The 24465-nt window shown below is 44.7% G+C and carries 28 protein-coding genes; 25 read left to right on the top strand and 3 right to left on the bottom strand.

What is annotated here, in order from left to right:
• Positions 1 to 30: 30 nt before the first annotated feature.
• The 13 genes from rfbF to BM210_RS21030 all read left to right on the top strand — a co-directional run bounded on the left by rfbF (position 31) and on the right by BM210_RS21030 (position 13415).
• Positions 31 to 798 (top strand): glucose-1-phosphate cytidylyltransferase, encoded by a 768-nt coding sequence (gene rfbF / locus BM210_RS21090; protein WP_091173124.1) that lies wholly within the window; start codon positions 31 to 33, stop codon positions 796 to 798.
• Complete coding sequence (locus BM210_RS21085) at positions 799 to 1917, top strand: NAD-dependent epimerase/dehydratase family protein (protein ID WP_218184957.1); 1119 nt, start codon at positions 799 to 801, stop codon at positions 1915 to 1917.
• Entirely contained in the window at positions 1914 to 3179 is a 1266-nt protein-coding gene (locus BM210_RS21080; RefSeq protein WP_091173122.1) for a UDP-glucose dehydrogenase family protein, read from the top strand. Before BM210_RS21085 ends, BM210_RS21080 begins: the two co-directional genes overlap by 4 nt.
• An 18-nt stretch (positions 3180 to 3197) precedes the next feature.
• Positions 3198 to 3479 (top strand): phosphopantetheine-binding protein, encoded by a 282-nt coding sequence (locus BM210_RS21075; RefSeq protein ID WP_177237929.1) that lies wholly within the window; start codon positions 3198 to 3200, stop codon positions 3477 to 3479.
• Between the two features lie 5 nt (positions 3480 to 3484).
• Entirely contained in the window at positions 3485 to 4537 is a 1053-nt protein-coding gene (locus tag BM210_RS21070) for an LLM class flavin-dependent oxidoreductase (RefSeq protein WP_091173118.1), read from the top strand.
• A gap of 25 nt (positions 4538 to 4562) precedes the next feature.
• Positions 4563 to 5567: a hypothetical protein gene (locus tag BM210_RS21065; RefSeq protein ID WP_091173115.1), complete on the top strand. Its 1005-nt coding sequence runs from the start codon at positions 4563 to 4565 to the stop codon at positions 5565 to 5567.
• Positions 5568 to 5582: 15 nt separating this feature from the next.
• Entirely contained in the window at positions 5583 to 6611 is a 1029-nt protein-coding gene (locus tag BM210_RS21060; RefSeq protein WP_091173114.1) for a hypothetical protein, read from the top strand.
• Between the two features lie 6 nt (positions 6612 to 6617).
• The gene (locus BM210_RS21055) at positions 6618 to 7622 is read left to right on the top strand and encodes a phosphotransferase enzyme family protein (protein WP_091173111.1); all 1005 of its coding nucleotides are present in this window, start codon (positions 6618 to 6620) and stop codon (positions 7620 to 7622) included.
• A 43-nt stretch (positions 7623 to 7665) separates the two neighbouring features.
• The gene (locus tag BM210_RS21050; protein WP_091173108.1) at positions 7666 to 7938 is read left to right on the top strand and encodes an acyl carrier protein; all 273 of its coding nucleotides are present in this window, start codon (positions 7666 to 7668) and stop codon (positions 7936 to 7938) included.
• Between the two features lie 87 nt (positions 7939 to 8025).
• Positions 8026 to 8925, top strand: coding sequence for a hypothetical protein (locus tag BM210_RS21045; protein ID WP_091173106.1), 900 nt, complete (start codon positions 8026 to 8028; stop codon positions 8923 to 8925).
• On the top strand, positions 8922 to 10904 hold the full coding sequence (locus BM210_RS21040; RefSeq protein WP_091173104.1) for a non-ribosomal peptide synthetase: 1983 nt from the start codon (positions 8922 to 8924) through the stop codon (positions 10902 to 10904). Before BM210_RS21045 ends, BM210_RS21040 begins: the two co-directional genes overlap by 4 nt.
• Before the next feature lie 218 nt (positions 10905 to 11122).
• On the top strand, positions 11123 to 12112 hold the full coding sequence (locus tag BM210_RS21035) for a Gfo/Idh/MocA family protein (RefSeq protein ID WP_091173101.1): 990 nt from the start codon (positions 11123 to 11125) through the stop codon (positions 12110 to 12112).
• Positions 12113 to 12200: 88 nt separating this feature from the next.
• Complete coding sequence (locus BM210_RS21030) at positions 12201 to 13415, top strand: hypothetical protein (protein ID WP_091173099.1); 1215 nt, start codon at positions 12201 to 12203, stop codon at positions 13413 to 13415.
• A gap of 47 nt (positions 13416 to 13462) precedes the next feature.
• On the opposite strand, the gene xerS is transcribed toward BM210_RS21030, so the two are convergent.
• The 3 genes from xerS to BM210_RS21015 all read right to left on the bottom strand — a co-directional run bounded on the left by xerS (position 13463) and on the right by BM210_RS21015 (position 15800).
• On the bottom strand, positions 13463 to 14542 hold the full coding sequence (gene xerS / locus BM210_RS21025) for a tyrosine recombinase XerS (protein WP_091173096.1): 1080 nt from the start codon (positions 14540 to 14542) through the stop codon (positions 13463 to 13465).
• 94 nt (positions 14543 to 14636) lie between these two features.
• Positions 14637 to 15140 (bottom strand): nucleoside deaminase, encoded by a 504-nt coding sequence (locus tag BM210_RS21020; protein WP_091173094.1) that lies wholly within the window; start codon positions 15138 to 15140, stop codon positions 14637 to 14639.
• Positions 15141 to 15176: 36 nt separating this feature from the next.
• Positions 15177 to 15800 carry a GGDEF domain-containing protein gene (locus BM210_RS21015; RefSeq protein ID WP_091173091.1) on the bottom strand — a complete coding sequence of 208 codons (624 nt, stop codon included), beginning with the start codon at positions 15798 to 15800 and terminating at the stop codon, positions 15177 to 15179.
• 293 nt (positions 15801 to 16093) lie between these two features.
• On the opposite strand from BM210_RS21015, the gene BM210_RS21010 reads away from it, so the two are divergent.
• From BM210_RS21010 to BM210_RS20950, 12 genes are all read left to right on the top strand, one after another.
• Positions 16094 to 17056, top strand: a complete 963-nt coding sequence (locus BM210_RS21010; protein ID WP_091173088.1) for an AAA family ATPase — start codon at positions 16094 to 16096, stop codon at positions 17054 to 17056.
• 11 nt (positions 17057 to 17067) lie between these two features.
• A complete protein-coding gene (locus tag BM210_RS21005; RefSeq protein WP_091173086.1) occupies positions 17068 to 18180 on the top strand; it encodes a DUF58 domain-containing protein in 1113 nt (370 codons plus the stop codon).
• Entirely contained in the window at positions 18177 to 19493 is a 1317-nt protein-coding gene (locus BM210_RS21000) for a DUF4129 domain-containing protein (RefSeq protein WP_091173084.1), read from the top strand. Before BM210_RS21005 ends, BM210_RS21000 begins: the two co-directional genes overlap by 4 nt.
• Before the next feature lie 71 nt (positions 19494 to 19564).
• The gene (gene hprK, locus BM210_RS20995) at positions 19565 to 20473 is read left to right on the top strand and encodes an HPr(Ser) kinase/phosphatase (protein WP_091173081.1); all 909 of its coding nucleotides are present in this window, start codon (positions 19565 to 19567) and stop codon (positions 20471 to 20473) included.
• A gap of 111 nt (positions 20474 to 20584) precedes the next feature.
• A complete protein-coding gene (locus BM210_RS20990) occupies positions 20585 to 21466 on the top strand; it encodes a methyl-accepting chemotaxis protein (RefSeq protein WP_091173078.1) in 882 nt (293 codons plus the stop codon).
• 59 nt (positions 21467 to 21525) lie between these two features.
• On the top strand, positions 21526 to 21792 hold the full coding sequence (locus tag BM210_RS20985) for a hypothetical protein (protein WP_371263513.1): 267 nt from the start codon (positions 21526 to 21528) through the stop codon (positions 21790 to 21792).
• 228 nt (positions 21793 to 22020) lie between these two features.
• A complete protein-coding gene (locus BM210_RS20980) occupies positions 22021 to 22380 on the top strand; it encodes a DMT family transporter (RefSeq protein ID WP_091173075.1) in 360 nt (119 codons plus the stop codon).
• Complete coding sequence (locus BM210_RS20975) at positions 22380 to 22691, top strand: DMT family transporter (protein ID WP_091173072.1); 312 nt, start codon at positions 22380 to 22382, stop codon at positions 22689 to 22691. The genes BM210_RS20980 and BM210_RS20975 overlap by 1 nt, the downstream gene beginning before the upstream one ends.
• A 104-nt stretch (positions 22692 to 22795) precedes the next feature.
• Positions 22796 to 23197, top strand: coding sequence for an SRPBCC family protein (locus BM210_RS20970; RefSeq protein WP_256223881.1), 402 nt, complete (start codon positions 22796 to 22798; stop codon positions 23195 to 23197).
• Positions 23184 to 23537, top strand: coding sequence for an ArsR/SmtB family transcription factor (locus BM210_RS20965; RefSeq protein WP_091173069.1), 354 nt, complete (start codon positions 23184 to 23186; stop codon positions 23535 to 23537). The genes BM210_RS20970 and BM210_RS20965 overlap by 14 nt, the downstream gene beginning before the upstream one ends.
• Before the next feature lie 279 nt (positions 23538 to 23816).
• Positions 23817 to 24077, top strand: a complete 261-nt coding sequence (locus BM210_RS20955; RefSeq protein WP_091173064.1) for an HPr family phosphocarrier protein — start codon at positions 23817 to 23819, stop codon at positions 24075 to 24077.
• 111 nt (positions 24078 to 24188) lie between these two features.
• Positions 24189 to 24465 (top strand): helix-turn-helix domain-containing protein (locus BM210_RS20950; RefSeq protein WP_143101074.1); only part of this gene is annotated, 277 nt, incomplete at its 3' end.

Below are 24465 nucleotides of genomic sequence, written 5' to 3'. Positions count from 1 at the left end.
CCCATTAACTGAAGGATCGAGGGAACTGCAATGACCAAAATCGTATTATTCGCAGGCGGTCTGGGTACCCGATTGGGCGAAGAAACCTTGCTTAAGCCAAAGCCGATGGTGGAGATTGGAGGGCTGCCCATTCTATGCCACATCATGCACGGTTATGCGGCTTACGGATTGAAGGAGTTTATCGTCGCGCTCGGCTATAAGGCAGAGGTGATCAAGCAGTATTTTTTAAATTACGTCTATTTGCAAAGTGATTTCTCAATAAACATGTCAAGCTCAGCTGTTGAAGTGAAACAGCGACCGGATAACGATTGGATCGTTCATCTGGTGGATACAGGACTGAACAGCATGACCGGTGGACGCTTGTATCGTTTAAGGGATCAGTTGAACAAGGAAACCTTTATGGTGACGTACGGTGATGGTGTGAGTGATGTGGATTTGAGGCGGTTGATGGATTTTCATCGTTCACATGGTAGGCTGGCAACCTTGACCTTGGTGCGTCCGAGGGCCCGATTCGGTACGGTTGATCTGCAGGGTGATCAGGTCGTTCGCTTTAAGGAAAAGCTGGACACAGAGAGCTGGATTAATGGCGGATTCTTTGTATTTGAACCGGGTATGCTTGAATATTTGAGCAAGGATGAAGAAGTACTCGAGAGCGATGTGCTGACACGTTTGGCTAGAGATGGGCAATTGATGGCTTATCGACATACTGGCTTCTGGGAATGTATGGACACAATGAGGGATAAGCAGTATTTGGAAAGCTTGTGGGCCTCCGGCAATGCGCCGTGGAAAACCAACTAAATGCTGAAAGGAACGGTGCCATTGATGACCGGAAACGATATTATCCTGGAGGATCTGGCTTATATATTTGGCCAGACTGAGAAGGCTGACCGATTTGCAGGAAAAACGATTGTGATCACGGGCTGCGGTGGTTTTATTGGGTTTTATTTAACGCATTACTTCATTTATTTGAAGCTGCAGGGGGTTCCAGTTGAGTCACTTGTGCTGCTGGATTCATTCCGCTATGGCAGACCTATCTGGCTGGAGGAGCTGTCCCGTGATGTAGCAAATATTGAAATACACAACTTTGATATTGCAGTCGATAAGCTGGAATCGATTCCGGCTGCTCACCGTGCGGATTATGTCATTCACATGGCGTCCATTGCCTCACCTACCTACTACCGTCAGTTTCCAATTGAAACCATTGATGCGAATGTGCTGGGACTAAAAAATCTGCTTGAATTTTATCGTCATCGGCCTGTAGAAAGTCTGTTGTTTTTTTCCAGCAGTGAGGTGTATGGTGATCCTGTGCCGGAATGTATTCCCACTGCTGAAACCTATCTTGGTAATGTGAGCACGTTGGGTCCGCGTGCCTGCTATGATGAGTCAAAGCGTATGGGAGAAACGATGTGTTATGTGTACCACCAGACATATCATATGCCGATTCGGATCGTCAGACCATTCAATAATTTTGGACCGGGTATGGCGGTTGGCGACAAAAGAGTACCAGCCGATTTTGCACAGGCCGTACTAACCAATAAGGATTTGGTGATCCATTCAGATGGTAAACCTACCCGGACCTTTTGTTATATTGCCGATGCAATTGCTGGATATATCAAGGTATTAACCCATGATGAATTTGACTGCTTTAACATTGGGATGGATCGACCGGAGATTACAGTGCTGCAGCTGGCAAGTATTTTCCGTAATCAGGCGGCAGATTTATGGGGCTATTCGGGAGCAATCCTTTATCAGCCATCGATGGAAAAGGATTATTTAACCGGCAATCCGTCCCGCAGATGTCCCGATATTTCCAAAGCTAGACAACTGCTTGACTTTCAGCCTGTCATTGATGTAGAGGTTGGCGTGAGACGGTATTTGTCCTTTCTGGCAAAAGAAAGAGAAAAGGTCAGCTCATGATTGCAGTTATTGGCTTAGGGTTTGTTGGGCTGACGACGGGATTAGGTTTGGCTCATAGAACGGGTCAACCCGTATTTGCTTATGACGCGGATGAGTACAAAAGAGAGCTCTATAAAAGCAAGCAAATCCCTTTTTATGAGCCGCAGCTTCAGGAGCATCTGGAGCTGTACGAAGGGAACCGATTTATCGTATGCGATACGATGGTGGAGACTGTGGCTCAAGCGGATATTATTTTTATATGTGTCGGAACGCCAAGTTCATCGAGCGGAGAAACCGATTTAGGTGATTTGCGACGTGCGGTCATTGCTTGTCTGGATGCCTTGGCGCAGCTGTCGCAGCCGCAGCATTACCCTGTTTTCGTGATTAAATCGACGGTTCCGGCATCTACCACAACGGATGTCATTCAGCCGCTTTTGCAAGGTCGGGGTTATCGGATTGGGGAAAACATAGGCTTGGCTTCTAATCCTGAATTTCTTCGTGAGGGCTCCGCGTGGCATGATTTTGTTCAACCGGATCGTATCATCATTGGAGAGCTTGATCCAATAGGAGCACAGCGACTAAAAGAGCTGTATGTCAATTTCGGTGTTCCTATCCATTGTGTATCCGCGCATACCGCTGAATTTGTCAAATATGCCTCGAATGCGCTGCTGGCCACGATGATTAGCTTCGCTAACGAATTGTCGATGATTGCTAAACGAATTGGCAGTATTAATATTCCGCAGGTGTTTCATTTGCTTCATGAAGATAAGAGATGGCAGGGGCACCCTGCAAAAATGACGGACTACGTGTTTCCTGGCTGTGGCTTTGGCGGTTATTGTCTGCCCAAGGATACGTTATCCTTATATGCACATGCAGAGCAATATGGGCATGAAGCCGTTATGCTGAAAGCGGTACTGCAAGTCAATGAGGATATTAAAAGCCATATTGTAGAGCAAATTGCGGCTGCAGTCCTTCCTGAAGAAACGATTGGTATCCTAGGACTGTCGTTCAAGCCGGAAAGCGATGATGTCAGAGGCGCAGTGTCCAGGGATATTATTGGACTGCTGCTAAAACGCGGCTACAGTCGGATTGTAGCTTATGACCCATTGGCGATGGATAATTTCCGCAGCGCCTATGGATTACCTATTGAGTATGCGGACTCTGTAGAGGAGGTTGTTGAACGCAGCCAGGTTATTACCATCATTACAGCATGGAGGGATTTTAAAGATAAAAAAAACTTGTATAATGGCAAAAAAATCATCGATGGACGACATTTTTTATGAACAAACCTGTTGAGGGAGGTGTTAGCCATAACAAAGCTAACTCAGGAACTAGAGTTTCTCGATATACTGGAGCGGGTACTTAAGCAGGAACGTGATTTATTGGATTCGCTTGGACCTGATGAGGATTTGATTGAGTATAATTTGAACTCGATCATCGTCGTGGAATTGGTGGTCGAGCTGGAAGTTGTTTTTGGGATCGAGATTGATGATGATGATTTGCTAACTGAAAATGTATCCACGCTTCGCCGAATTAAGGAATTGGTCGATAAATACCAACAAATCAAACTAAACGGCGGGTGAAACGCATGGAATTTTGCTGGATGCTGCCGGAAGCGGATTTGTCACTTATTATCAAGCAGACGCAGCTGGCGGAAACAGGTGGATTTCAATCAGTACTGCTTATTAACGCCAATTCTTATATGGACCCTTGGATTATGGCCACGGTGCTGACGCAGGAAACGGATCGAATCCGTATTCTCGTTGCGCAAAACACAAGCTATTGTTTGCCCACGACCACTGCCAAAGCTTATAGCACGCTAAGCTTGCTCTCCAACGGACGCATAGATTTGAATATTGTATCTGGCAGCTCGCAGGTAGAGCTGGGAAGGATGACACGTGCCGGTGATCATGTTTCACGCTATAAGCGAACAAAGGAATTTATCGAATTGTTCCTGCGCTTGCAGCAGGGCGAGATTATCCACTACCATGGGGATTGTTTCGATGTGCAAAATGCGGAGCTTTTTCCTAAGCTGAAGGCACCAACGGGAACAATATTTATGGCTGGCAGCTCGCAGGATGCTATGCGCATTGCAGCGGAATTTGCTGGCGGTTACCTAGTATTCGGGCATGAGCTTGATGTGATCAAGCAGCATTTCGCAAGCTTTCGTGAACTGCTGCCCGAACTTCGTACGAATCTAAATCCCAATCCCAAATGTGGAATCATGATTGATATCATTGCGCGGGAAACGACGGACGAGGCTTGGGAAGCTGCCCATCTGTTTCTGGAAAAAGCCAGTCCGTTTCAAAAAAGAATGAACCGTCTGTTTCGCAACAACAGCGACTCGGTCGGCATTTCCAAATATCATAATTATTATAAGCATATAGAATATAAACAAGCAGAAGGATGCCCAGATTCCACATTATGGGCCGGATTGTCACAGTTGAACACCTCGAATGGCTTTTCTATCGTCGGTTCCTACGAGGAAGTACGTCAGACGCTTTTCCGATTTCATAGACTTGGAGTGAACTATTTTATACTGTCGGGCTTGATCAGCACTCAAGAGCTGGAGCGGATCGGTACACAAATCGTCCTCCCCATCCAGTCCAATCGTATACCTGTCGATGGTGTAAGTAAGTGAGCACAAAGGGTTGAAGGGAGCCGTCATGTCAATTTATATGGTGGACAATTTTACTGTACAATCCGGACATCACTGTTTATTCTCGGGATTGCGCCATTTGCTGGTCAGAGAACGACCCGAATTCGATAAGGAAGTAGTGGAAGCGGATATATATTTTCAAAGTGATGGTCTGAATCTCGAATACAACGGGAATTTATGCAAGATGTGGCTTGCTTCCCAGGAGACGATCATGCGGCAGTTTGCGGCTTGCTATGGGCTTCATGCTCAATATACGTTCGAGTTGGGACCTGCCGTACTGGACACTTTCCGTGAGATTGTGCGGGGGAATCGCGCTATCCTGATTTTTATGAGGAGTCCCTATTTGGATTATCATGCGGTTTTTCGCGATGGAGCCGAACACAATCATATTTTACTTTTGTATGGAATCGATGTGATCCATCAAATCGCACAGGTGGCGGACACCTCCTTTCTTGATGGTTCAGGACAAACATTATCTTATAAAGGTCCGTTATCGTTGTCACATATACTTGCTGGAGTATGGGGTTATGCTTGGTTTGAGGTTGATCCGTCGCACAATCCAACACCGAATGCTGACGCGCGGTTTCACAGGGCAGTTGAGAACATCAAGCGGTTTTGTCGTGGGCATATATTGCCTGAAGGACGGTTTCAAGGGCTGGACGCTTATAGAGCCTATGTCGCAGATTGGTCGCGATTGATTAACATGGATCCTGCAGAGTTCACGGACAGCTGCAAACATATGTATTACTGCCTGCGCGTCGGAGGAATCATGCATCAATTGGATTACTTTGAAATGTTTATTGGGAAGCATCGGGAGCGCGTCAGGGATTCGGATGGGATGCTTCAGCAGCTTAGAGTTAGCCAAAATGAATGGAAAAAGAGCTTATACCAGCTGTATAAAATTGGGTTATCCGTGCAGCCCCACAAGCTGCAGCCGCTCCAAGCACGTTATTCAACGATGCTTCAGACACATGAAGAATGGCTGGAGGATTTTGTGGTTAGGGCTGTCTAATGAAAGGAGATCGCGATGATAACAGATAACCGCGTGGTCAACCTCCCGCTGGAGATTCCTATTATTGATGTGCATTCGTTTCACGCATTTTCACAAGCCATTATCCTCACTCGCCCAGAAAAATCACTGCCATGGCTGGTTACCAACTATATTCATATATTTGGTGTGCCGCATTTTGACAAAGGCAATTTCATTCATCTGGCCACTTCCTCTCATTTTCATAGCTTGCCCTATTCTTATGTCTCCAAATTACACACGGATCAGTTGAGGGCTTGGTTCCCTGACAGTATCGAATTGTTCGTCGATTGTCTGAATAAGCAGCAGTATTTGGCTATCGCGCTGGATGAATATTTCATACCAGGCATGCATGCTTATCAAAAATACCATCTAGTTCATCATGTATTAGTACATGGTTATGATTGGGAGCAAAGGCTGTTCAGAATTGCTGGATTTTTTGCCGATCCGCCTGTCTTTACAGCCAACCAAACACTTAGCTTTGAGCAGTTTCAAGAGGCTCTTGCCCATGCGGTTCCAGTACCTCAGCGAGCAAGTCAAACGTTGGAAATTATCCAGTTTCCTTATCAGGCACTAAACACCCCGATATTCGAATTTGATATCAAATTGATCATGAGATCATTGGAAGAGCACCTTTTGTCCAAGCCTGTAACCGAAAGGAATCCCAAACGGATCGACTTTTGGTTCGGTTTGAGAGCTTATGATTTGTTCATTCAATTTTTGGAGCTGGAACGCGAGAGCGACAAACCGATTATTCACATGAAGGCATTGCAAACGTTGGTCAACCATAAAAAATTGATGATTGAAAGAATGAAATATTTGTCGGCAAACAATTACATGACCGATGACAGGTTCATCAACATGGCAGAACAGGTATTGAGAAAAACGATGATCGTTCATCAGCTGTGTGTCAAGCAGCGCATTGTGCAGAACCCTCACAATATCACCAGAGCGATTCATAATATTAAACAGCTGCAAGCCTACGAAAAAGAATTTTTGGAAGGATTGCTTGACCATCTGGGGAGATGAACGGAGATGCAGTCCATAAACATTCAAATCGACGAGAGTCTGGTGAGCGAGGCTGGCAGCAGGTTTGCTGATAAATCTACTTTGTTTATACCTATGGAAAGCTTCGAGAGCAGCGTGTATGCCTGGGCTAATCGCGGTAAACGGTATGTATTAAAAATGATAGACCGACAGCGCCGGTCGGAAGCTGAAATTCAGGGAGAAATTGATTTTGTCCACTTTGCAGTGGATCATGGTGTATCCGCCGCAAAAGCTATTGCCTCTCACAACGGCAGTTATGTAGAGTCGGTCGATATTCCGGTAGGAGGCGGAGTTTGGGCATACGCATTTGAATGGGCTGAAGGGGAATTGTGCAGCCCTGAAAACTGGGGACCGGAGCTGTTTATTGAGTGGGGTCAGCTGACAGGCAAGCTTCATCAAATATCCATGCAGTACAAACCGACTAGACCGGAGTGGAAACGTTGCCGCTGGGATGAGGATGAATTATATGCTGACGCTTTGTGGAGAGTTGCAGTGGAACCAAAGTTTGAAGCATCACTGGGCATATTCCTATCAAAGCTTCAGCAGATACCCGAACAGCAGGGACAGTTTGGATTAATCCACAATGATTTGCATCATCGCAATTTCCATGTAAATGCCGGCAAGTTGACCGCTTTTGACTTTGACGGGATGCTATACCATCATTTTGCCAGCGATATTGCTGTCGCTTTGTATTATGGTCTCAGCACGGATCGTTCTACCAATAATAAATTGTCATTTGCGCAGCTGTTTATGGATCACTTTATGGAGGGTTATACCCGTAATCAATCCGTTTCCAAGGAGCTGCTGGCATACGTGCCGGAATGGATGCTACTACGTCATCTACAACTGTATACCTTGTATCTACGTAAGTGGAGCGGACCGAACCTGAATACCATGCAAAGATGGACCTTAAACCGTTACCGTACAGATCTCTTAGAGGGCAAGCTGTTCGGCGGCATTGACCTTTGCAAGGTTCGTTTGTTATTGCAGTGAATTTATCTCACACAAATCTTTGGGTAAAGCGAGGGACGACCTAATGAGCCAAACCATTTTGAACAAGGATTCGATTACGGATTTTGTCAGAAATATGGTAAAAGAGGTATTGCAGACGGACGAAGCACTGACAGAGGATAAAGAGTTGGCCAGTCTCGGGATGGACTCCTTTAATTCCATGAATCTTGTGATTGAATTCGAAACGAGATTTGAGATTGTTTTTGACGACGAAGAGCTGTTATTCGAGAACTTTGCCACGCTGCGAAGTATGGTTGATAGAATTTGTGCCAAATTAGGTGTGGATTCATTGACGTAACGAATAATTATGGAAGTTAAAGGATATGGTTCGGATTATGCACCGGTTCGTTATTAGACCAGGCAGAAAGAGAAGGAGTTGAGATCCATGAAGCAGCAATGGGTTGATTGCTATATCGATAAATTGCTGGCTTTATATCCAGAGGTACATACTTATGCCGCGATGATTGACCGGTGGGCCTTTATACCTGAGTGGACGGATGCTGATATCGATTTTAACTTAACACAAGTATTGGCAACAGAACAGGAGCTGTTCGGTCTATACGGGATTCGAAGGCAGTTCAAATACGGCTGGATTGATGACACGCTGAAGAGCGGTCTTCAGGTATTGCTGCCCTGTGACTTGTTTTTTATGCCGCACGCCAAGGTTTTTTATGGGAATGAGCATGCTGGTCATTATATATGGGTGCAGCAAAAACTGGTTAATGATGAATACCAGATTTTCGATGATCATCCAGCCTTTAATGGGGTAATGGCTGGTCATTATTTACGGCAGGCGCACGAGGCAATGAGACTTCCTTACCAATCCCTGGACCCGGGATGCAATGTAATTACGGATGAGCAGGCAATTCTTTATACAGGTCGGATGCTGCAGTCCGATTCTTTTCACCTCGGGTCCTTCGCACTTGAGCTGTTAAATTCGAATTTGCCACCGATTCGCAAGTGCGTGATTCTTAAGGAAACCCGGCATATGCAGCATCGGCTGACCGGCTTGATCCGTATAATTGATTCAGCTCCTTTGCCTGAAAGCTCCATCGAAGAGATGACCATGGTCCGTCAGGCGGTGACCAATTATATGGATGGGTGGCGAGCCACAGTCAATTTGGCTTTGAAGGGCATGCTGCTTCCCGTAGAGACGGTCTGGGAGCGGCTCGAGCAGCGTCTTTATAAGCACACCGAAGGAGATAAGGTCTTAACTGACGCTGTGATTCATTTTAAGGGAAAACTCGACTCCGTTTATCAGGAAGGAGGAGGAAATCGAAGATGATTTTTTCCTGCTTACAGATGGCTTGGGGCATTGTCCTCATGAAATACCATGATCCCGATCATCTTCAACTGCATATCGATACAACGTTCAAGATGCCCATGTGGACCTGCAACAACACAGTTGTTCCTCGGGACAATGTCATTGTTCTCGACATTCCGGTTTGTATGGAGGATACACTCAAGGAATGGATGAATAAGCTTCGTATATCATTAGCTTCTTATGCAGAAGCAAGCGGAGTTGCGATTTCCTTTGCACCAAACTTCACAAATAGCTCTGCTTCTGGGCAGGAAACAGCAAGTGATAGAGAGCTCGAAGTGATCATGGATGCAGACAGGCAGCTAAACTCGCATTTGCATAGCGAAATTTCAGCTGATCGTTTTATAGGGCATTTAAAGAAGGTTTATGAAGCTCTGATTTATGATGAACAAACATCAATTAAGGATATTAATATTTTATTACGTGAAGAGCAGTTACAGCTGCTTTATACGTTTAATCAGACCCGCTGTGACTATCCGAAGGATCACACCATCCACGGCCTCTTTACGAGGCAAGCGGCGGCTAATCCTGAGCAGATAGCGGTAGTGTGCAACCAAGAAAGTCTCAGTTATGCGGAGCTGGAACGGAAGTCAACTCAACTGGCCGTCAAGCTGCAAAGCAGAGGGGTGGGATCCGGCAGCATAGTTGCGATAACAGCGGATCGAACGGTCGAGATGGTGATTGGGCTGCTGGCGATTTTGAAATCGGGTGCAGCTTATTTGCCTATCGACCTACGTGCTCCGGAAGCACTTACCCGAATGATTTTGACAGATAGTGGAACGCTTCTTGCTGTGAGCAAATCCTTGTCCCACAACATCGGAGTCGAACTGGTTAATCCATACGATCCGTTATCTTATGACAATGAAATGGACGAAGGAGCACAACTTTTATCGGAAGGCTGCGCTTCAGATCTAGCTTATGTGATATACACCTCAGGAACGACAGGCACACCCAAAGGAGTCATGGTTCACCATCAGGGAGTTATAAATTTCTGCTGCTGGCTGGGGGCGAAATACAGGATGGCTAAGATTCCACGTATACTTCAATCCGCCAACCTGACCTTTGACGCGTCGGTGGAATCGATATTTGGACCCTTGCTGAACGGGGGAACCCTATATCTTATAAGAAGCGAGCTGCTGCTTCATAAGGGGGCTTTTCGCAATTTCATCGATAAGCATCAAGTGCAAATCGTTCCGCTCGTTCCTTCCTTACTGTCACTGATTGCAGACGATAATAAGCTGGAAAGCGTTCAAGTGGTCATTACAGGTGGAGATATTCTAGAGTGGGAGCTTAAGGACCGGATCCTTAAGAGAGGCTATAAGCTTTATAATCACTATGGACCCACAGAGGTAACAGTTGATGCACTGTCCTCAGAAGTTGAGGAAGACAGGGTGACTCTGGGCAAGCCAATTGCCAATACGAGGATTTATGTGCTGACTCGTTGGCTGCAGCTTTGTCCGGTGGGCGTATGGGGAGAAATCTGCATAGCAGGGGACGGTTTGGCGTTAGGATATTTAAACCGCAAAGATCTGACTCAAGAGAAATTTATTGCGAATCCGCATGAACCCGGTCAACTTATGTACCGAACAGGAGACATAGGAAGATGGCTAGAGGATGGGAGAGTCGAATATGGCGGAAGAATCGATGATCAGCTCAAAATTAACGGCATATTGGTGCATCCAGAGACGATTCGCAAGCACCTTATGACGTATCCAGCAATTATTGAGGCTTGTGTGATGGGCGTTAACTTTGAAGGTAAAACGAAATTGTTCGCCTACTATACTGCAGAAGGGTCAGTAGCCACTACACAGCTTAGAGAACATTTATTGCTGTATATTTCCCCGGCCATCCTGCCCAGCAAATTTATTGAGGTTGCTCAGTTTCCGGTAAACTTGAATGGCAAGCTGAACAAACACGCGCTGGTAGAAATGGCTGGAGTGTGAATACTTGATCATGAAGGGATAACCATGGGGTTATCCTTTATTTTTGCTTTTTCTATTTCTCAACTTGATACAGCACCTAAAATTGATATATTGTGCTTAAAATTAAAATCAACTATAATTAGTTTAATCGTTAAGTTAATTGAACGGTAACGAACTGTTACGATTGCTTACGGTATACCTCGATGTTCGATTCAATTTATTGGAAGAGGTGTTTATTCATGAATCAAAAGATCCGATGGGGGATTCTTGGCCCGGGAGGTATCGCAAATACGTTTGCTAATGAACTGCTGCACCTTCCGGATGCGCAAATTGTAGCTGTAGGTTCTCGATCCCAAGAAAGAGCAGACTCATTTGCCGCAAAACATAATATACCCCACGCTTATGGCAGCTACGACGCGCTTATTGCTGACCCGAATGTAGACATTGTCTATGTGGCTACTCCCCACTCCGAGCACAAAGATAACGTGTTAGCCTCTCTTCTGGCAGGTAAAGCTGTACTTTGCGAGAAAGCATTCACAGTGAATGCTTCTGAATTGGAGGAACTAATCCTGATTGCTCGTGAGAATAAGGTGTTTCTTATGGAGGCCATGTGGACGCGGTATTTGCCGGCGATTCATAAAGTGAGGGAATGGCTGGCCAGCGGAGTAATCGGAGACGTGAATATGGTTGACGTTAGATTCGGTAATCGCACGAAGTTGAATCCCACAAGCAGGTTGTTTAACCCAGCACTGGCAGGAGGGGCTTTACTGGATGTTGGTATTTATTGTGTTTCTTTTATTTCCATGATTATGGGCAGACCACCCTCAACCATTCATAGCGTGGCCCGTATTGGGACGACTGGCGTTGATGAGGAATTTTCAGCTTTGTTTGGCTACGAGGGGAGACAAATGGCTAATCTGATGGCGGGCCTTCGATTAAAAACAAAGCATGAAGCTATTATTTACGGAACGGATGGCGAGATACGAATCCCGAAGTTCTGGGAAGCCAAGACAGCTGTTTTGTCCGTTTATGGAAAACAGGAGGAGCGTTTTGAGGATTGCGGTAAGGCGATCGGATATATGTACGAGGCGGCCGAAGCCATGCGTTGTCTTCAGCAGGGGAAAATAGAAAGCGACATCATGCCGCTAGACGAATCGTTGGCGATTATGAGGACATTGGATGCACTTCGCGGAGATTGGGGAATGAAATATCCGTTTGAAACTCGATAAAACCTATTTAGTGAAATAATAAGGACCTCCCGCAACTTATTGGATATTATTTCCGTTTATAAGTTAAAGTTGACGAGGAGTGTGAATAATGAAAAGTTCTTACTATGGTTCTCTTTTTATACGTTATGCTGTAATTGCAGGAATTTACCTGCTAGGCTCTGCTTATACTCCAAGCTCAGCGGAGGCCACGATCAACCTAAAGCCCCAGTATATTACTATTCTGGCAGAAACGGAGTTATATGAGGATTATAAAAATCCGAAGGAAGCTTCTGCAAGCCTCGGCCCTCTACAATCAGTAAAAGTTGTTGACGTTGATGCAGAGTGGAGGCAGGATGAACCTGTTGATGTAGTTTGGTATCTTATTGAGACAACTTGGCTGGGCAACATGTGGGTGCATGCAGATGAGCGGGTGATGAACGGATTATTGCAGGAGGAGGAACGATCGATTACGACGATTTTCGAGACTCCCTTATATGATCAGCCGAATACACGGCCATCGGGATTAACGTTATCTCCACAAAAATTAAAATCCGATTCATCTATTACATATTCGCAATTGCGGGGAACTAATGCCATGTCCTTTTTGGGTGGTGGAGGCAGCTGGTATCGAATACATACATGGCTCGGTGATAAATGGCTGCTGAAACCAACATTGGTGGAGGATATTCTTGAAACGCCTATTTCGTTTGATATGAAGCTGGAAACAGCGGAAACAGCTTACCCTTATCCTTATCATATCGAAGCTGCCGCTGAACCCTTGTTATCTCAAACCTTACGAATAGAGGCGACATGGGATACCCATGGATTTCTTGGTCCGAGTGGAGAGTTATGGTATAAATTCCACCTGCCGCAAGGCGAACGTTGGGTAGCCCCGCAAAATAAAGCCACCATTTCTTATAAGCCTATTCAGGAGACTGTCAAATTGTCTGTCCAAACCCGTTACTTTGAGAAGCCTACTCTAGATTATAGTATGATATTTTGGCTTGAGCCTGGGGAATACGAAGCGTTTGAAGCTTCTGGTGCGCAATGGAAGCATGTAATGACACCAACGGGAGATAAGTGGGTAAATCCAGAGCGGGCTTTATTGGAGCGTCCTATTGAGATCGCTCCGACAGATGAGGATATACTATTAACCTTGGAAGATCAAACCTTTGACCATCCTATTGAAGAGAAAACCGCTCATGCCAAGGGTTTCTATGGCCCACAGACCGTACACGCCTTTGAGAAGTGGGACGTAGGCCCTAGTGGTGTCTGGTATCATTTTATAGGTTTATCCGGTAATGAATGGGTAAAGAAACGATAAAGCGAAGTATCAAGTGTGTCCCGAGACTCGATAGGTTGTTCCTTATATCATTCTTTCTCATTATCAATTGCTTCTGCCATCGTTTTATCGGTCAAATGGGCATAAATCTGGGTAGTATCCGATGAAGCGTGTCCTAATTGCTCCTGGGTTTTGTATAAATCGTTACGCAGATAATAGTCTGTAGCAAATGAATGACGCAGCTTATGAACCGACAGATAAGGTTTCCCGAACCGTTTGGCATATTTGATGACCATTTCCTGTATGGCACGTTTGGTCATGCGCTCTCCTTCTTTTTTTCCGTTAGCGACGGCAAGAAAGAGGGCTTTTTCTTTTCGTGGAGCTTTATATTGCAATTGTCGAATCTCCAGGTAGGCCATCAGATTTTCTGTTGCATCCTGACGGAAATAAACTGGAGTTTTAAAGGTATCGTCATTCGAGCCCTTGCGATAAACATAAGTCAATTTTTTCTTAAGATCGATATCATCAAAATTCAAATTCACGACCTCAGAAACCCGAAGACCCGAATTCAGGATCAGCCGTATGATGCAGGCATCGCGAACCTTGTTGATATGGTAGGAGTATAGTGCCTGCTTATTCGCAGCAACCTCTTCACCGTAGCCATGCTCGATAAATGCCATAAATTCATGTATTTCCTGCTCCTGCAGCAGCTTGCCTTCAAGCTTGGCTGCTGTATCCTTCGGTTTGTGGGTTCGCTTGATCTCGACCTTCGCCATCACATTCCTCTTCAGTAAAGGATAAAACTGTTCATCCTCGGCAATTTGACTCAAATAATGAAACAAAGAGCGAAGTGAGGAGAGCTTGCGCGAAATCGTAACACGGCTATTCGTGTGCTCGGTCCGTGTCATTAGAAACATTCGAAAATTGTCGATGCTTTCCATATGCAGCTTTTCCAGCGTTTCAATTGGAATATGTTTTATCGAATTAGCTTCTGCCAGACCTTCCGCGAGCATCCATGAGAAAAAGGTCTCATAATCCCGTACATACTCCAGCAGGGAGGAAGGGGACAGGTCGGGCAGCTTGAAATTGATGAATTTCTCTACGTACCATGGCATCGCGGGTAACTTTTTATCCAGTTCCTGGCGGTCTTTTACTTTCAAAATATTCATAAGTAAGCACCTCAAATTTATGTACAACTACGTTTAAGTATAGTGCAGTGAGGGGATATTGCAAATCGAAGTCTATAATTTCGATACTTCGGAGCTACTTATTATTCGTATGCACACTGCTCACAACATAGGGTATTCCCCGATTTACATTCCACTCCTTCATGAGTGCCTCAGATTGAAGTGCTAAATCATGATAAGGCTCAGGGCTTGAACTGATTTTATCAAACTTATGTCTAAAATGCTGTCCGTCCTTCATGATTCGTAAAGCTCCCAGATAGTTATCACTCAAAGCCCAGACAACACGGTGAATATCCGACAATATCAACGCACCCGAACACATAGGGCAAGGCTCCACTGAAGAGTACAAGGTACATTTATTTTTATATTTCTTATCCATTAACAGCTTGCCAGACTGACGAATTACATCGATTTCTGCGTGCCAGGAAGGATCGTGCATCGTGTAAACTCGATTATGCCCGCGACTGAGGATGTCACCATCCGGTCCAACGAGAACAGCGCCAATCGGTATGCTTCCTCCCTTTGATGCGATCCTGGCTTCTTCCAAAGCGAGCTCTAGAAAATATCGATCGTTATCCATAACTACCTCCACTTAAATGGTTGTTTATGTTTGATATTATCTTTTATCGTATTTCTTAAATAAATCATCAAGGGCTTCCCTAAGCAGCAGCGATTCCTTTTTATTAAGCCCTTCGGCTAACTGCTTCAGTCGACGCAAGCTAATCGAAGAGTAGTAGCAGGATTTCATTACCATTTCTTCAGTCGGGGGGAGTGCAACTTGATTTCGTCCGATCTCTTTGGCAGTCATCAGCGCCGCATCAGCAGCCCGATTCAGTGCTTGATATTCTTTAGCATCACGAGGGTATTGGGCGACACCAATAGTGACGGTGACCAACCAATTATCAGGCAGTCCGTAATGCTGATTGGCTTCAATAGAAGTCCTTAATAGTTCCATTTTTAAAAACGCTTGTTCCAGCGTTAACCCAGGCATGACAATAGCAAACTCATCCCCTGAGACACGATAAGCCTGATCTGGCGCCAGCTTAGCAAACGCTGCTGCTAACTTCTGAAGTACCTCATCACCTTTTTCACTGCCCAATTCATCGTTGATTTCCTTTAAGTGATCCACATCGATTAATGCTATTGCTACATTGTCTTCCTTTTTCAGCAAGGCTTGAACATTCAGTTCAAGTGCTTTGTTGTTGTGTAAATGGGTCATCGTATCGGTGTACTTTTCCATTGTATATAACTCCTAACAATTGGTATAAATTGATAATAATATATAAAAATGTATATGTAAATATATATAATATAATTATTCAGTATTGTTGATGTATGTGTATAATTTCGATTATTGTATATCATGGGAAGAAAGTATGAGAAGACTAGGCGAGGCGTTCTCCAGTAAAATCTTGCATTAAAAAATGCGGAAGGTGCACACCAGCGGCGCTTATGGTACATTTAAACTGCAAACGATTACAAATGATTATTAATAACTCATTCTCGCTTATATCATTGATGGAGGTAACTTTTATGCAGCTTGCGGAAATTAGAAGCTTGGCTCAGAATATCAGAGACAATATTAATCGGGTAGTAGTCGGAAAAGAGGATGTCATCGATAAGCTGCTCATCGCAATCATAGCATCAGGGCACGTGCTGCTTGAGGATGTGCCGGGAACAGGAAAAACGCTGCTGGCTAAAGCAATGGCGAAGTCGGTTCATGCCAGCTTTAAAAGAATTCAATTTACGCCCGATTTACTGCCATCGGATTTAAGCGGTATTCACTTTTTTAACCAAAAGCTGTCTGAATTCGAATTTCGTCCAGGGCCCTTGTTCACTCATGTTCTGCTGGCTGATGAAATAAATCGTGCAACACCAAGAACTCAATCCTCGTTATTGGAGTGCATGGAGGAAAGACAAGTAAGCATAGATGGGGAAACGAGAAAGCTTGAGCGTCCGTTTTTTGTTATCGCAACACAAAACCCGGTTGAAAATCAGGGGACTTTTCCGCTACCGGAGGCTCAGCTTGACCGATTCTTGTTCAAAATCAAGATGGGATACCCCAACACAGAGGAAGGCATACATATTCTGAAACGCTTTAAAGAGGCCAATCCCTTGAATGCCATCCTGGGTGTTGCCAAGGCGGAGGAAATTGTTGATGCGCAGGACAGCTATTCACAAGTGAAGGTAAGTGATGATATACTGGCCTATCTGATAGCTATTGTGGAGAAGACACGTACTCATAACGATATTTCTACCGGTGTCAGTCCCCGAGGGAGTCAAGCTCTACTCAAAGCCGCTCAGGTGCAAGCGATACTCAAAGGCAGGGATTTTGTTACTCCTGATGATATTAAAGCTATGGCTCAGCCTGTGCTCGCTCATCGGCTCATCGTAAAAGGGTCGCTGCGTTCACGTACTGAGGCGAGTGAAGCGATAGTTGCCGCCATCCTACGGGATGTACCTGTGCCTATTGAAGATAGCCTGATTTCCGGATAGGATGTGGTCGTATGGGGATCCATTGGTTTATATTAACGGCTCTTATTATCGTGATTGCTCAGGGGCTTGTATTCCGCTATTTTGGACAAAAAGGGCTCAAATATGAGCGTTTTTTTGGTACACAGGCATGCTTTCAAGGTGAAGAGGTAGAACTGGTGGAGCGGATTGCCAACCGCAATCTGGTGCCAGTACCGTGGCTGCGGCTTGAATCGTTGATTCATGCGGGTTTGAAGTTTCAAAACCAAAGCAACCTGGATATTAGTGATGGTACGATGTTTCAGAACCACAAAAGCTTGTTCAGCTTGATGCCCTTCACGCAGATTACGAGACGTCATCGGATTATGTGCAAGAAGCGGGGTTGCTACAGATTAAATACGGCGTCTATGACATGCGGAGATTTGTTGGGTGTATATAGGAATACGATCAAACTTGCGCTGAATGTGGAGCTGCTCGTATATCCGAAGCTAGCGGATCTAGATGCGATGGCACTGCCTTCACACAGCTGGCAGGGTGATATTAGTGTGCGACGCTGGATTGTGGAAGATCCTTTCATGATTTCAGGGGCAAGAGAATATCGTTATGGTGATCCATTAAAAGGTGTGAATTGGAAAGCCACTGCTCGCAGCGGGCACTTGCAGGTGCATCAGTTGGATTATACCGCCGATCATCGGCTCATGATTTTGCTTAATGTCGAAGATCATGCCAAAATGTGGAGTCAGGTAAACGATGAAGAGCTGTTCGAGGAGGGTATTTCCTATGCAGCGGCGATTGCTGCTCAGGCCATTGATCAGGGAATGGAAACAGGCTTCGGTACCAATGCGTATTTGATCGATTTACCTAATGATCCCGTATACATTGAAGCAAGGAATGGGCCTGCCCAGATGACCTTTCTGTTGGAAACGATGGCGAAGCTTGTTGCAGGACGGAGAATCCCGTTTGATGATTTATTGCAGGAGGTAGTAGAGCAAGGAGCTACCAATTTGGACATTGTGGTCATTTCAGCTTATGTGAGCGAGAAAATGATGAAGCCCATTGAGCAGCTGCGCCGCAGCGGGAATGCCGTAGAGCTATTCTTGATTGAAACGGAAAAGGCATCTACCGAACAGGCAGGTGTTAGCCTATGAATACCCATACAAAGTTGAAGGGAATCGGACTTGCCGCACTTAAAGGAAGCACAGAGCTGCTGATGGTTCTGCCTTTGCTGCTCTTAGCAGGTGTGTACTTATTTCCTGAGAATGTAAGCTTATGGCTGTGGTTAATCACATTGCCTGTTTGCTACGCTGCAGGTTTCGCCATAAATCAGCTCCTAAATATTAGCAAAATGTTTCTGATGCTGGGGATGGTTATCTGTGTCGGAGCCATAGACGCAATCAGTTTATCGGGATCGTCCTATGCATTTTTTATTGTACTGCCGGTTGCAGCAGTATGTGTTTACCGCGGCGCGCGTATGGTCACTGTTCTCTGGAGTTTAATGTTTCCTGTTAGTTTCTATGCGGTCGGTTTGGTCATCTATTTTATAGGTTCCGTAGTGCTCCAGTTTGTACCTTCGTTTGAGCCCTATTTGCCGTTTTTGACAGGCTTTGGGTTATTGGCATTGGCGTTGACCTTTCTGATGACGAATCAGACGATGATGAAGCAGGAAACACTTTCTGGTAACAAGGAACCTGTGCTTGCTTCCGGGGTACTGCTGCAAAATCGTGTTCTGATTATTCTAGTGTTAGTCCTCATCGTGCTCATTGTATATATACGGAAGCTGCAGGCTGCATTGCTGTGGCTAAAAGATCAAATCATTGCTTGGCTGAATCAATTATTGAATCATTCCTCCGAACCGCCGCCAGCCAATCAAGAGGTGACACCGCCGCCATCTATGAATCTCGGTGAAACACCGCCACCAGCAGCATGGCTGCAATGGCTCGAAAAAGTCATGATGTTTCTTGTGGGCGCAGCGCTTGTTATTGGTGTGCTCATCCTATTGTATTTTGCAGCTAAAAGACTTCCTCCATTGATTAAACGACTTTTTCAATGGCTGATGCTTCGGTTCAATCAAAGGGGATTGCACCAACAGGATACGGGCTACGAAGATGATATCGAAAACCTGATGGATTGGAAAGGCTTGAACAGCAGCTTAACAGGAAGTCTTAGGCAGTGGCTGAAAGGACAGTTTCATTCCAAAGGGAGCTGGTCATCAATGGATAATCGGGAGCGTGCCCGGTTTTTGTATCGTGAATGGCTTCGCAAACATACCAAGGAAGGCTACAAGCTTCAGAAGCATTTGACCCCTGAGGAAATTAGTCAGGATATTCAACGCTGGAGAAAGAGAGAGCCCTCTTCTTCATTAGGACCGATTGTAGGCATATATGAACAAGCTCGCTACAGTGACAAGACACTTCAGGAAGCCGATATCGAAGTCATGAAAAAGTTTGTTGAAACCAAATGACGTTCACAGAGTAAAAGAGTTATATTGATAAATCAAATAACATTTAATTAGACAAGGGGAGTGTAGCTACTATGAAAACCGTCACAGTACAGGATTTGTTAAACCGTTTTTCTATGGAAGTGCTAGCCGGCCATGGTCAGCTGCAGCGGATGATTTCTAAACCCAAGACGCATCGTCCGGGTCTGGAGTTTGTCGGATATTTCGACTTTTTCTCTCATGCGCATGTTCAAGTGCTGGGCAGGAAGGAAATCAATTATTTGCATACGTTAAGTGAGGAGGAGCGTAATTTAAGGATTGGGAATGTCGTTAAATATCACCCTCCGTGCTTCGTTGTTACACGTAATCAGGAAGGATTGAAATATTTAACAAAATATTGCGAGGAAGAGGGCATCCCTTTATTACGCACCCCTGAGCCGACATATAAATTTGTTGATCTGATGGATACTTATCTAGCTAAATCTTTGGCCGCTGAGATCGCGATTCATGGTGTATGTGTCAACGTATCCGGTATCGGGATTCTGCTTCGCGGTAAGTCCGGTGTTGGAAAAAGCGAGACGGCCCATACTTTAATTCATCGTGGGCATAGGCTTGTTGCTGATGATATCGTCGTATTGCGTAAAATCAGTTCGGAAACCATAGTAGGTACACACAATGGAAAAACCAAGGAATTCCTCGCTTTACGAAGTATAGGTCTTGTGAATGTGTCCCGTCTGTATGGCCGCAGAGCTTTTCAAGATGAAACCCGGATAGTACTGGATATTGAGCTGACCAAATGGGAGGACAACCGACTTAATAATGAGTTGGAGCTTGAACAGAAATTTACGGAATATATGGACGTACGTATACCCCACATTGAAATTCAGCTACAACCTGGACGTGATGTTGCCGGACTGGTGGAGGCTGCTGCGAACAACTGGTATCTGCGTCAGCAGGGCTACAGTGCTGTCGAGGATTTTATGAAACGTTTAGAGTTTGAATAAGTTTAGAGGTTAAATAATTTACAAAACGGCAATAAAGGATTTGGTCGAATATTCATAGAATATGTAGATAGGAGTGGTACATACAAAGACAAACCATTGGGGTAGATAACTATGGAAATGAATGAGCAGCTGTTAAAAGAGGCAGGCCACGTTATTACTAAGCAATCAGGCGAGGTTATTTTCCGTGCTGGTGATCCTGGTGAGGATATGTATGTTTTGCTTAGCGGATCAGTAAATGTTTTTCTGGAGCAAAACGGCAGCAGCATACCGGTAGCCAAGTTTCGACAAGGTGATTTTTTTGGCGAGATGTCATTACTGGAAGGAATGCCCCGCAGCGGCACTGCGATCGTAGATCGAGATAGCGAGCTCGTCGTGCTTGGTGAGGATTCATTCCGCAAACTCATGAAGGAAGACATCGTTCTGGTTTGGCGCGTTATGAAGGGTTTATCTACTCGAATTCGCAGTACGAACAATGAGCTGATTAAACGGATTGGGGTCGATTTGCAGGAGGTTTCCAAGCTGCTCCAAGAGAACGCGCAAGGCTTGTCAACCAGTATTGTACATATTGCGGCATCTGCCGGAGAGATTGATACAAACGAAAGACAGCTAGCACAACAGATCAAAGAGGTTCAGGTTATTTCCAAAGATATTGGGGTTATGTTGGAATTCATCCGTAATGTTGCAACTCAGACACACATTCTCGGATTAAATGCGGCGATAGAAGCGGCAAGAAGCGGCGAGCATGGCCGAGGTTTTGGAGTAATAGCCGAGGAAATTCGCAAGCTTTCTGCTCAGTCAAAGGATAATGCTGAGAAAATCGCTAATTTAACGGAACAGATCGTCTTGAATATGGATAAAATCACAAGCTCATCCGAGAATAGCGTACTGAGAATTAATGAACAAGCTGATGCTACGAATCAAATGGTCGCCACAGTGGATACGATGGCTGGATTAGCCGTGCGGCTCTCTGCTATTGCCAGTACACTTACATAGCTCTTCCCACTGCAATATGTTACGATGAAATGACTCACAAACAAAGAAGGATGATACTGTTGATTCAAATATTGGATGCAAGTATGGTTTATAGCAAAGAAGATGGACATGTAGGCAAGGTATCTTTTGCAGTTGAGAATCACAAGCAGCCCTATGAAATAATGCTGTACAGCAAAAAAGGAAAAGAGTGGAGCTATAGCTTGAATTTTCTGAACGAGTCTGGTGGCGAAGAAGATATCGAAGCTGTAGAAGAATTGCTGGAAGATGATGAAATCTATGAAGAACTAGTCGAAGCAGCCAAAAGCAAGCTTCAAAAAGAAGCATAAAGCTAAGAGTTGAAGAGACACAAGTCAAGTCCGCATAAGCTGCGGGCTTTTTGGTTTGAATGGAGAGCTCCTGTGCTTACTTTACTATACAAGTCAAAAAGCTGCCAATGTCACCAAGCAAATTTTACAATGCCGCAAATAGTAATCTGATGGTTGACATTTTACAGAGATATGTAATATTATTAACTAATTAACGTTAGGTAGGCAGCTTGAAGGAGAGGAATAGATATGAATCGTTATTGGATTTATGTGGTGCTTTCAGGCATACTTGAAGTCGTCTGGGTAACCGGTCTTAAGCACTCAGCAACTGCACTGGAATGGACAGCTACAGCGGTAGCTATCATTATAAGTTTTCTGGTCATTATTTTAGCTGCAAGACGTTTACCGGTGGGTACGGTCTATGCTGTTTTTGCCGGTATTGGCACTAGCGGTACGGTGCTTGTAGAGATGCTAATGTTTGGTGAACCCTTTAAATTGTCCAAGATTCTGCTCATTGTATTGCTGTTAGCGGGAGTTATTGGCTTGAAGATCGTCACGACAGAAGCCACAGACGGAGTCAAATCCGAAGCAGAGAGGGGGAGCCTATAATGCCTTGGTTAGCTCTGGTTGCTGCAGGATGTCTTGAAGTGTTTGGTGTTATCAATCTTAAACGTTTGGCTATGAAAAAGTGGGATGCTTTATTCTATCTTATTATTACCTTTGGTATTGGCTTTGTACTCTTATCTTATGCTATGCAATCTATTCCTATGGGTACGGCTTACGGAGTTTGGACGGGGATTGGTACGATTGGTGCCGCATTAGTCGGGATGTTTATGTATGGGGAACCGAAGGAATGGCGAAGACTACTGTTCATAGCGATGATTCTCTGTTCGGCTGTAGGTTTAAAATTGATCGGATAACCTTTTGTGGCCATGCAGTTGACATGAAACCTTAAGGTGTCATATAATGATACGAAACCAATTAGTTTCGCATTTATTTAAACATCGACATGGAGGTTATTGAAATGGAAGATATTGTTCAGAAAATGGTATTTAATGCGCCCATTCAAAAAGTATGGAGTGCTGTAGCTACATCGGAAGGCATTGCTGCATGGTTTATGCCCAATGATTTCCAGCCAGTTGCCGGTCATGAATTTTTGGTGAATGCTGGACCCTTTGGGATGTCACCATGTAAAGTGATTGAGATTGAACCTCCTCATAGTCTGGCTTTTCAATGGGGTAAAGACTGGACGATTAAATTTGAATTGGCGGAGTTGGAGGATAAAACCGAATTTACTTTGACACATTCTGGTTGGGATGCTGATAAAGTTACAGAATTTGGACTTTCCCATACAATCATTCGCGACAATATGGCTCAAGGCTGGGTTGGGCTTGCCAAATCGCTGGCAACCTATGTCGAAGCCTGATCAAGCAAATGCTTCACCGAAGCATGATGTATTTCAAGCGATAGCAGATCCTACCCGGCGCAGTTTACTGCAATTGCTTGTCGATCAGGAGCTCCCCGTGACGGTCATAAGTGGACATTTTCCAATCAGCCGAACTGCGGTGTCTAAGCATCTGCGAATTTTGGCTGAAGCCGGACTTGTCCAGGAAAGAAAGGTTGGTCGGGAGACAAGGTATCATCTTGTATCGGAGCCTTTACTTGAATTAAAGGACTGGCTTTCCTTCTATGAACGGCATTGGGAAAATAAGCTGGCAATGCTCAAGCATTATGTTGAAGCAGATAATCAGGATGATAAGGGCTAATAGGCTCCATCGAAGCTGCTTTTAGCAGAAGATGTGCGAATACGTAGTACAATCAAAAGGAATATGGAACAAAGACACCAAGCCAATCATGTTATGCTGGCTTGGTGTCTTTGAGTTGCTTCAGGGCAAGCAAGGTAGAGTCGGTAAAATCCGATGTAACTGTAAGAAAATCAATGAAAACGATTGCATGTACTTTTCAGAACAGGAATTGTGTTGTAATATGGAGTCAATAATGGTAAAGATATTCAACAACGCAGATCTTGGAACGGAGGAGTTTTAATGAGAGTCCATGATATCGAAATTTCTCACGACATGCAGCCTCAATATTTGCAAATGGTAGCACAGAAAGCGAGCACCTACCGTTCAGATATCACAATCAAGTTTGAGCGGGAAAACATAAATTTAGACGCAAAAAGTATTCTGGGGATGCTGCTGATACCTATGCGTACAGGTACTCGAATTACGATTCAAACCAAAGGCAGGGATGAGCAGGAGGCTATTGATGCAATGAGCAGCCTGCTAGAGAATCATGAACCTTAGATGGTACAATTAATTCCGTTTAATTAAAACAGACTGTTGAGTTTTGATATGCTCCCCAAATAGTAGACAGGTGAAATATTAAAAACCTGATGCTATGAGGGGAGCATTTTTATGTCTGGGGAACCATTTCAGGCGACAGAGAAACTCGCCATTATCGAAGAGATTGAACGTGGTGAACTTGGCATCATGGCTGCTACGTACAAATATGGAATATCAAAGACAACCTTGGTTAAGTGGCGACGCCGTTATGAAGTCTATGGCATCGAAGGATTAGAGGTTCAAAAGGGAAACCGCACCTATTCCGTTGAACTGAAGCTTCAAGCAGTGAAGGATTACCTGGAGGGGGAGTTATCTCAGTACCAGATTATTGACAAATACAAGATTGCAA

The organism is Paenibacillus sp. 1_12 (assembly GCF_900114475.1).
Lineage (GTDB): Bacteria > Bacillota > Bacilli > Paenibacillales > NBRC-103111 > Paenibacillus_S.
The sequence above is the reverse complement of the archived record's forward strand: the minus strand, read 5'-3'. Positions and strand labels throughout refer to the sequence as shown.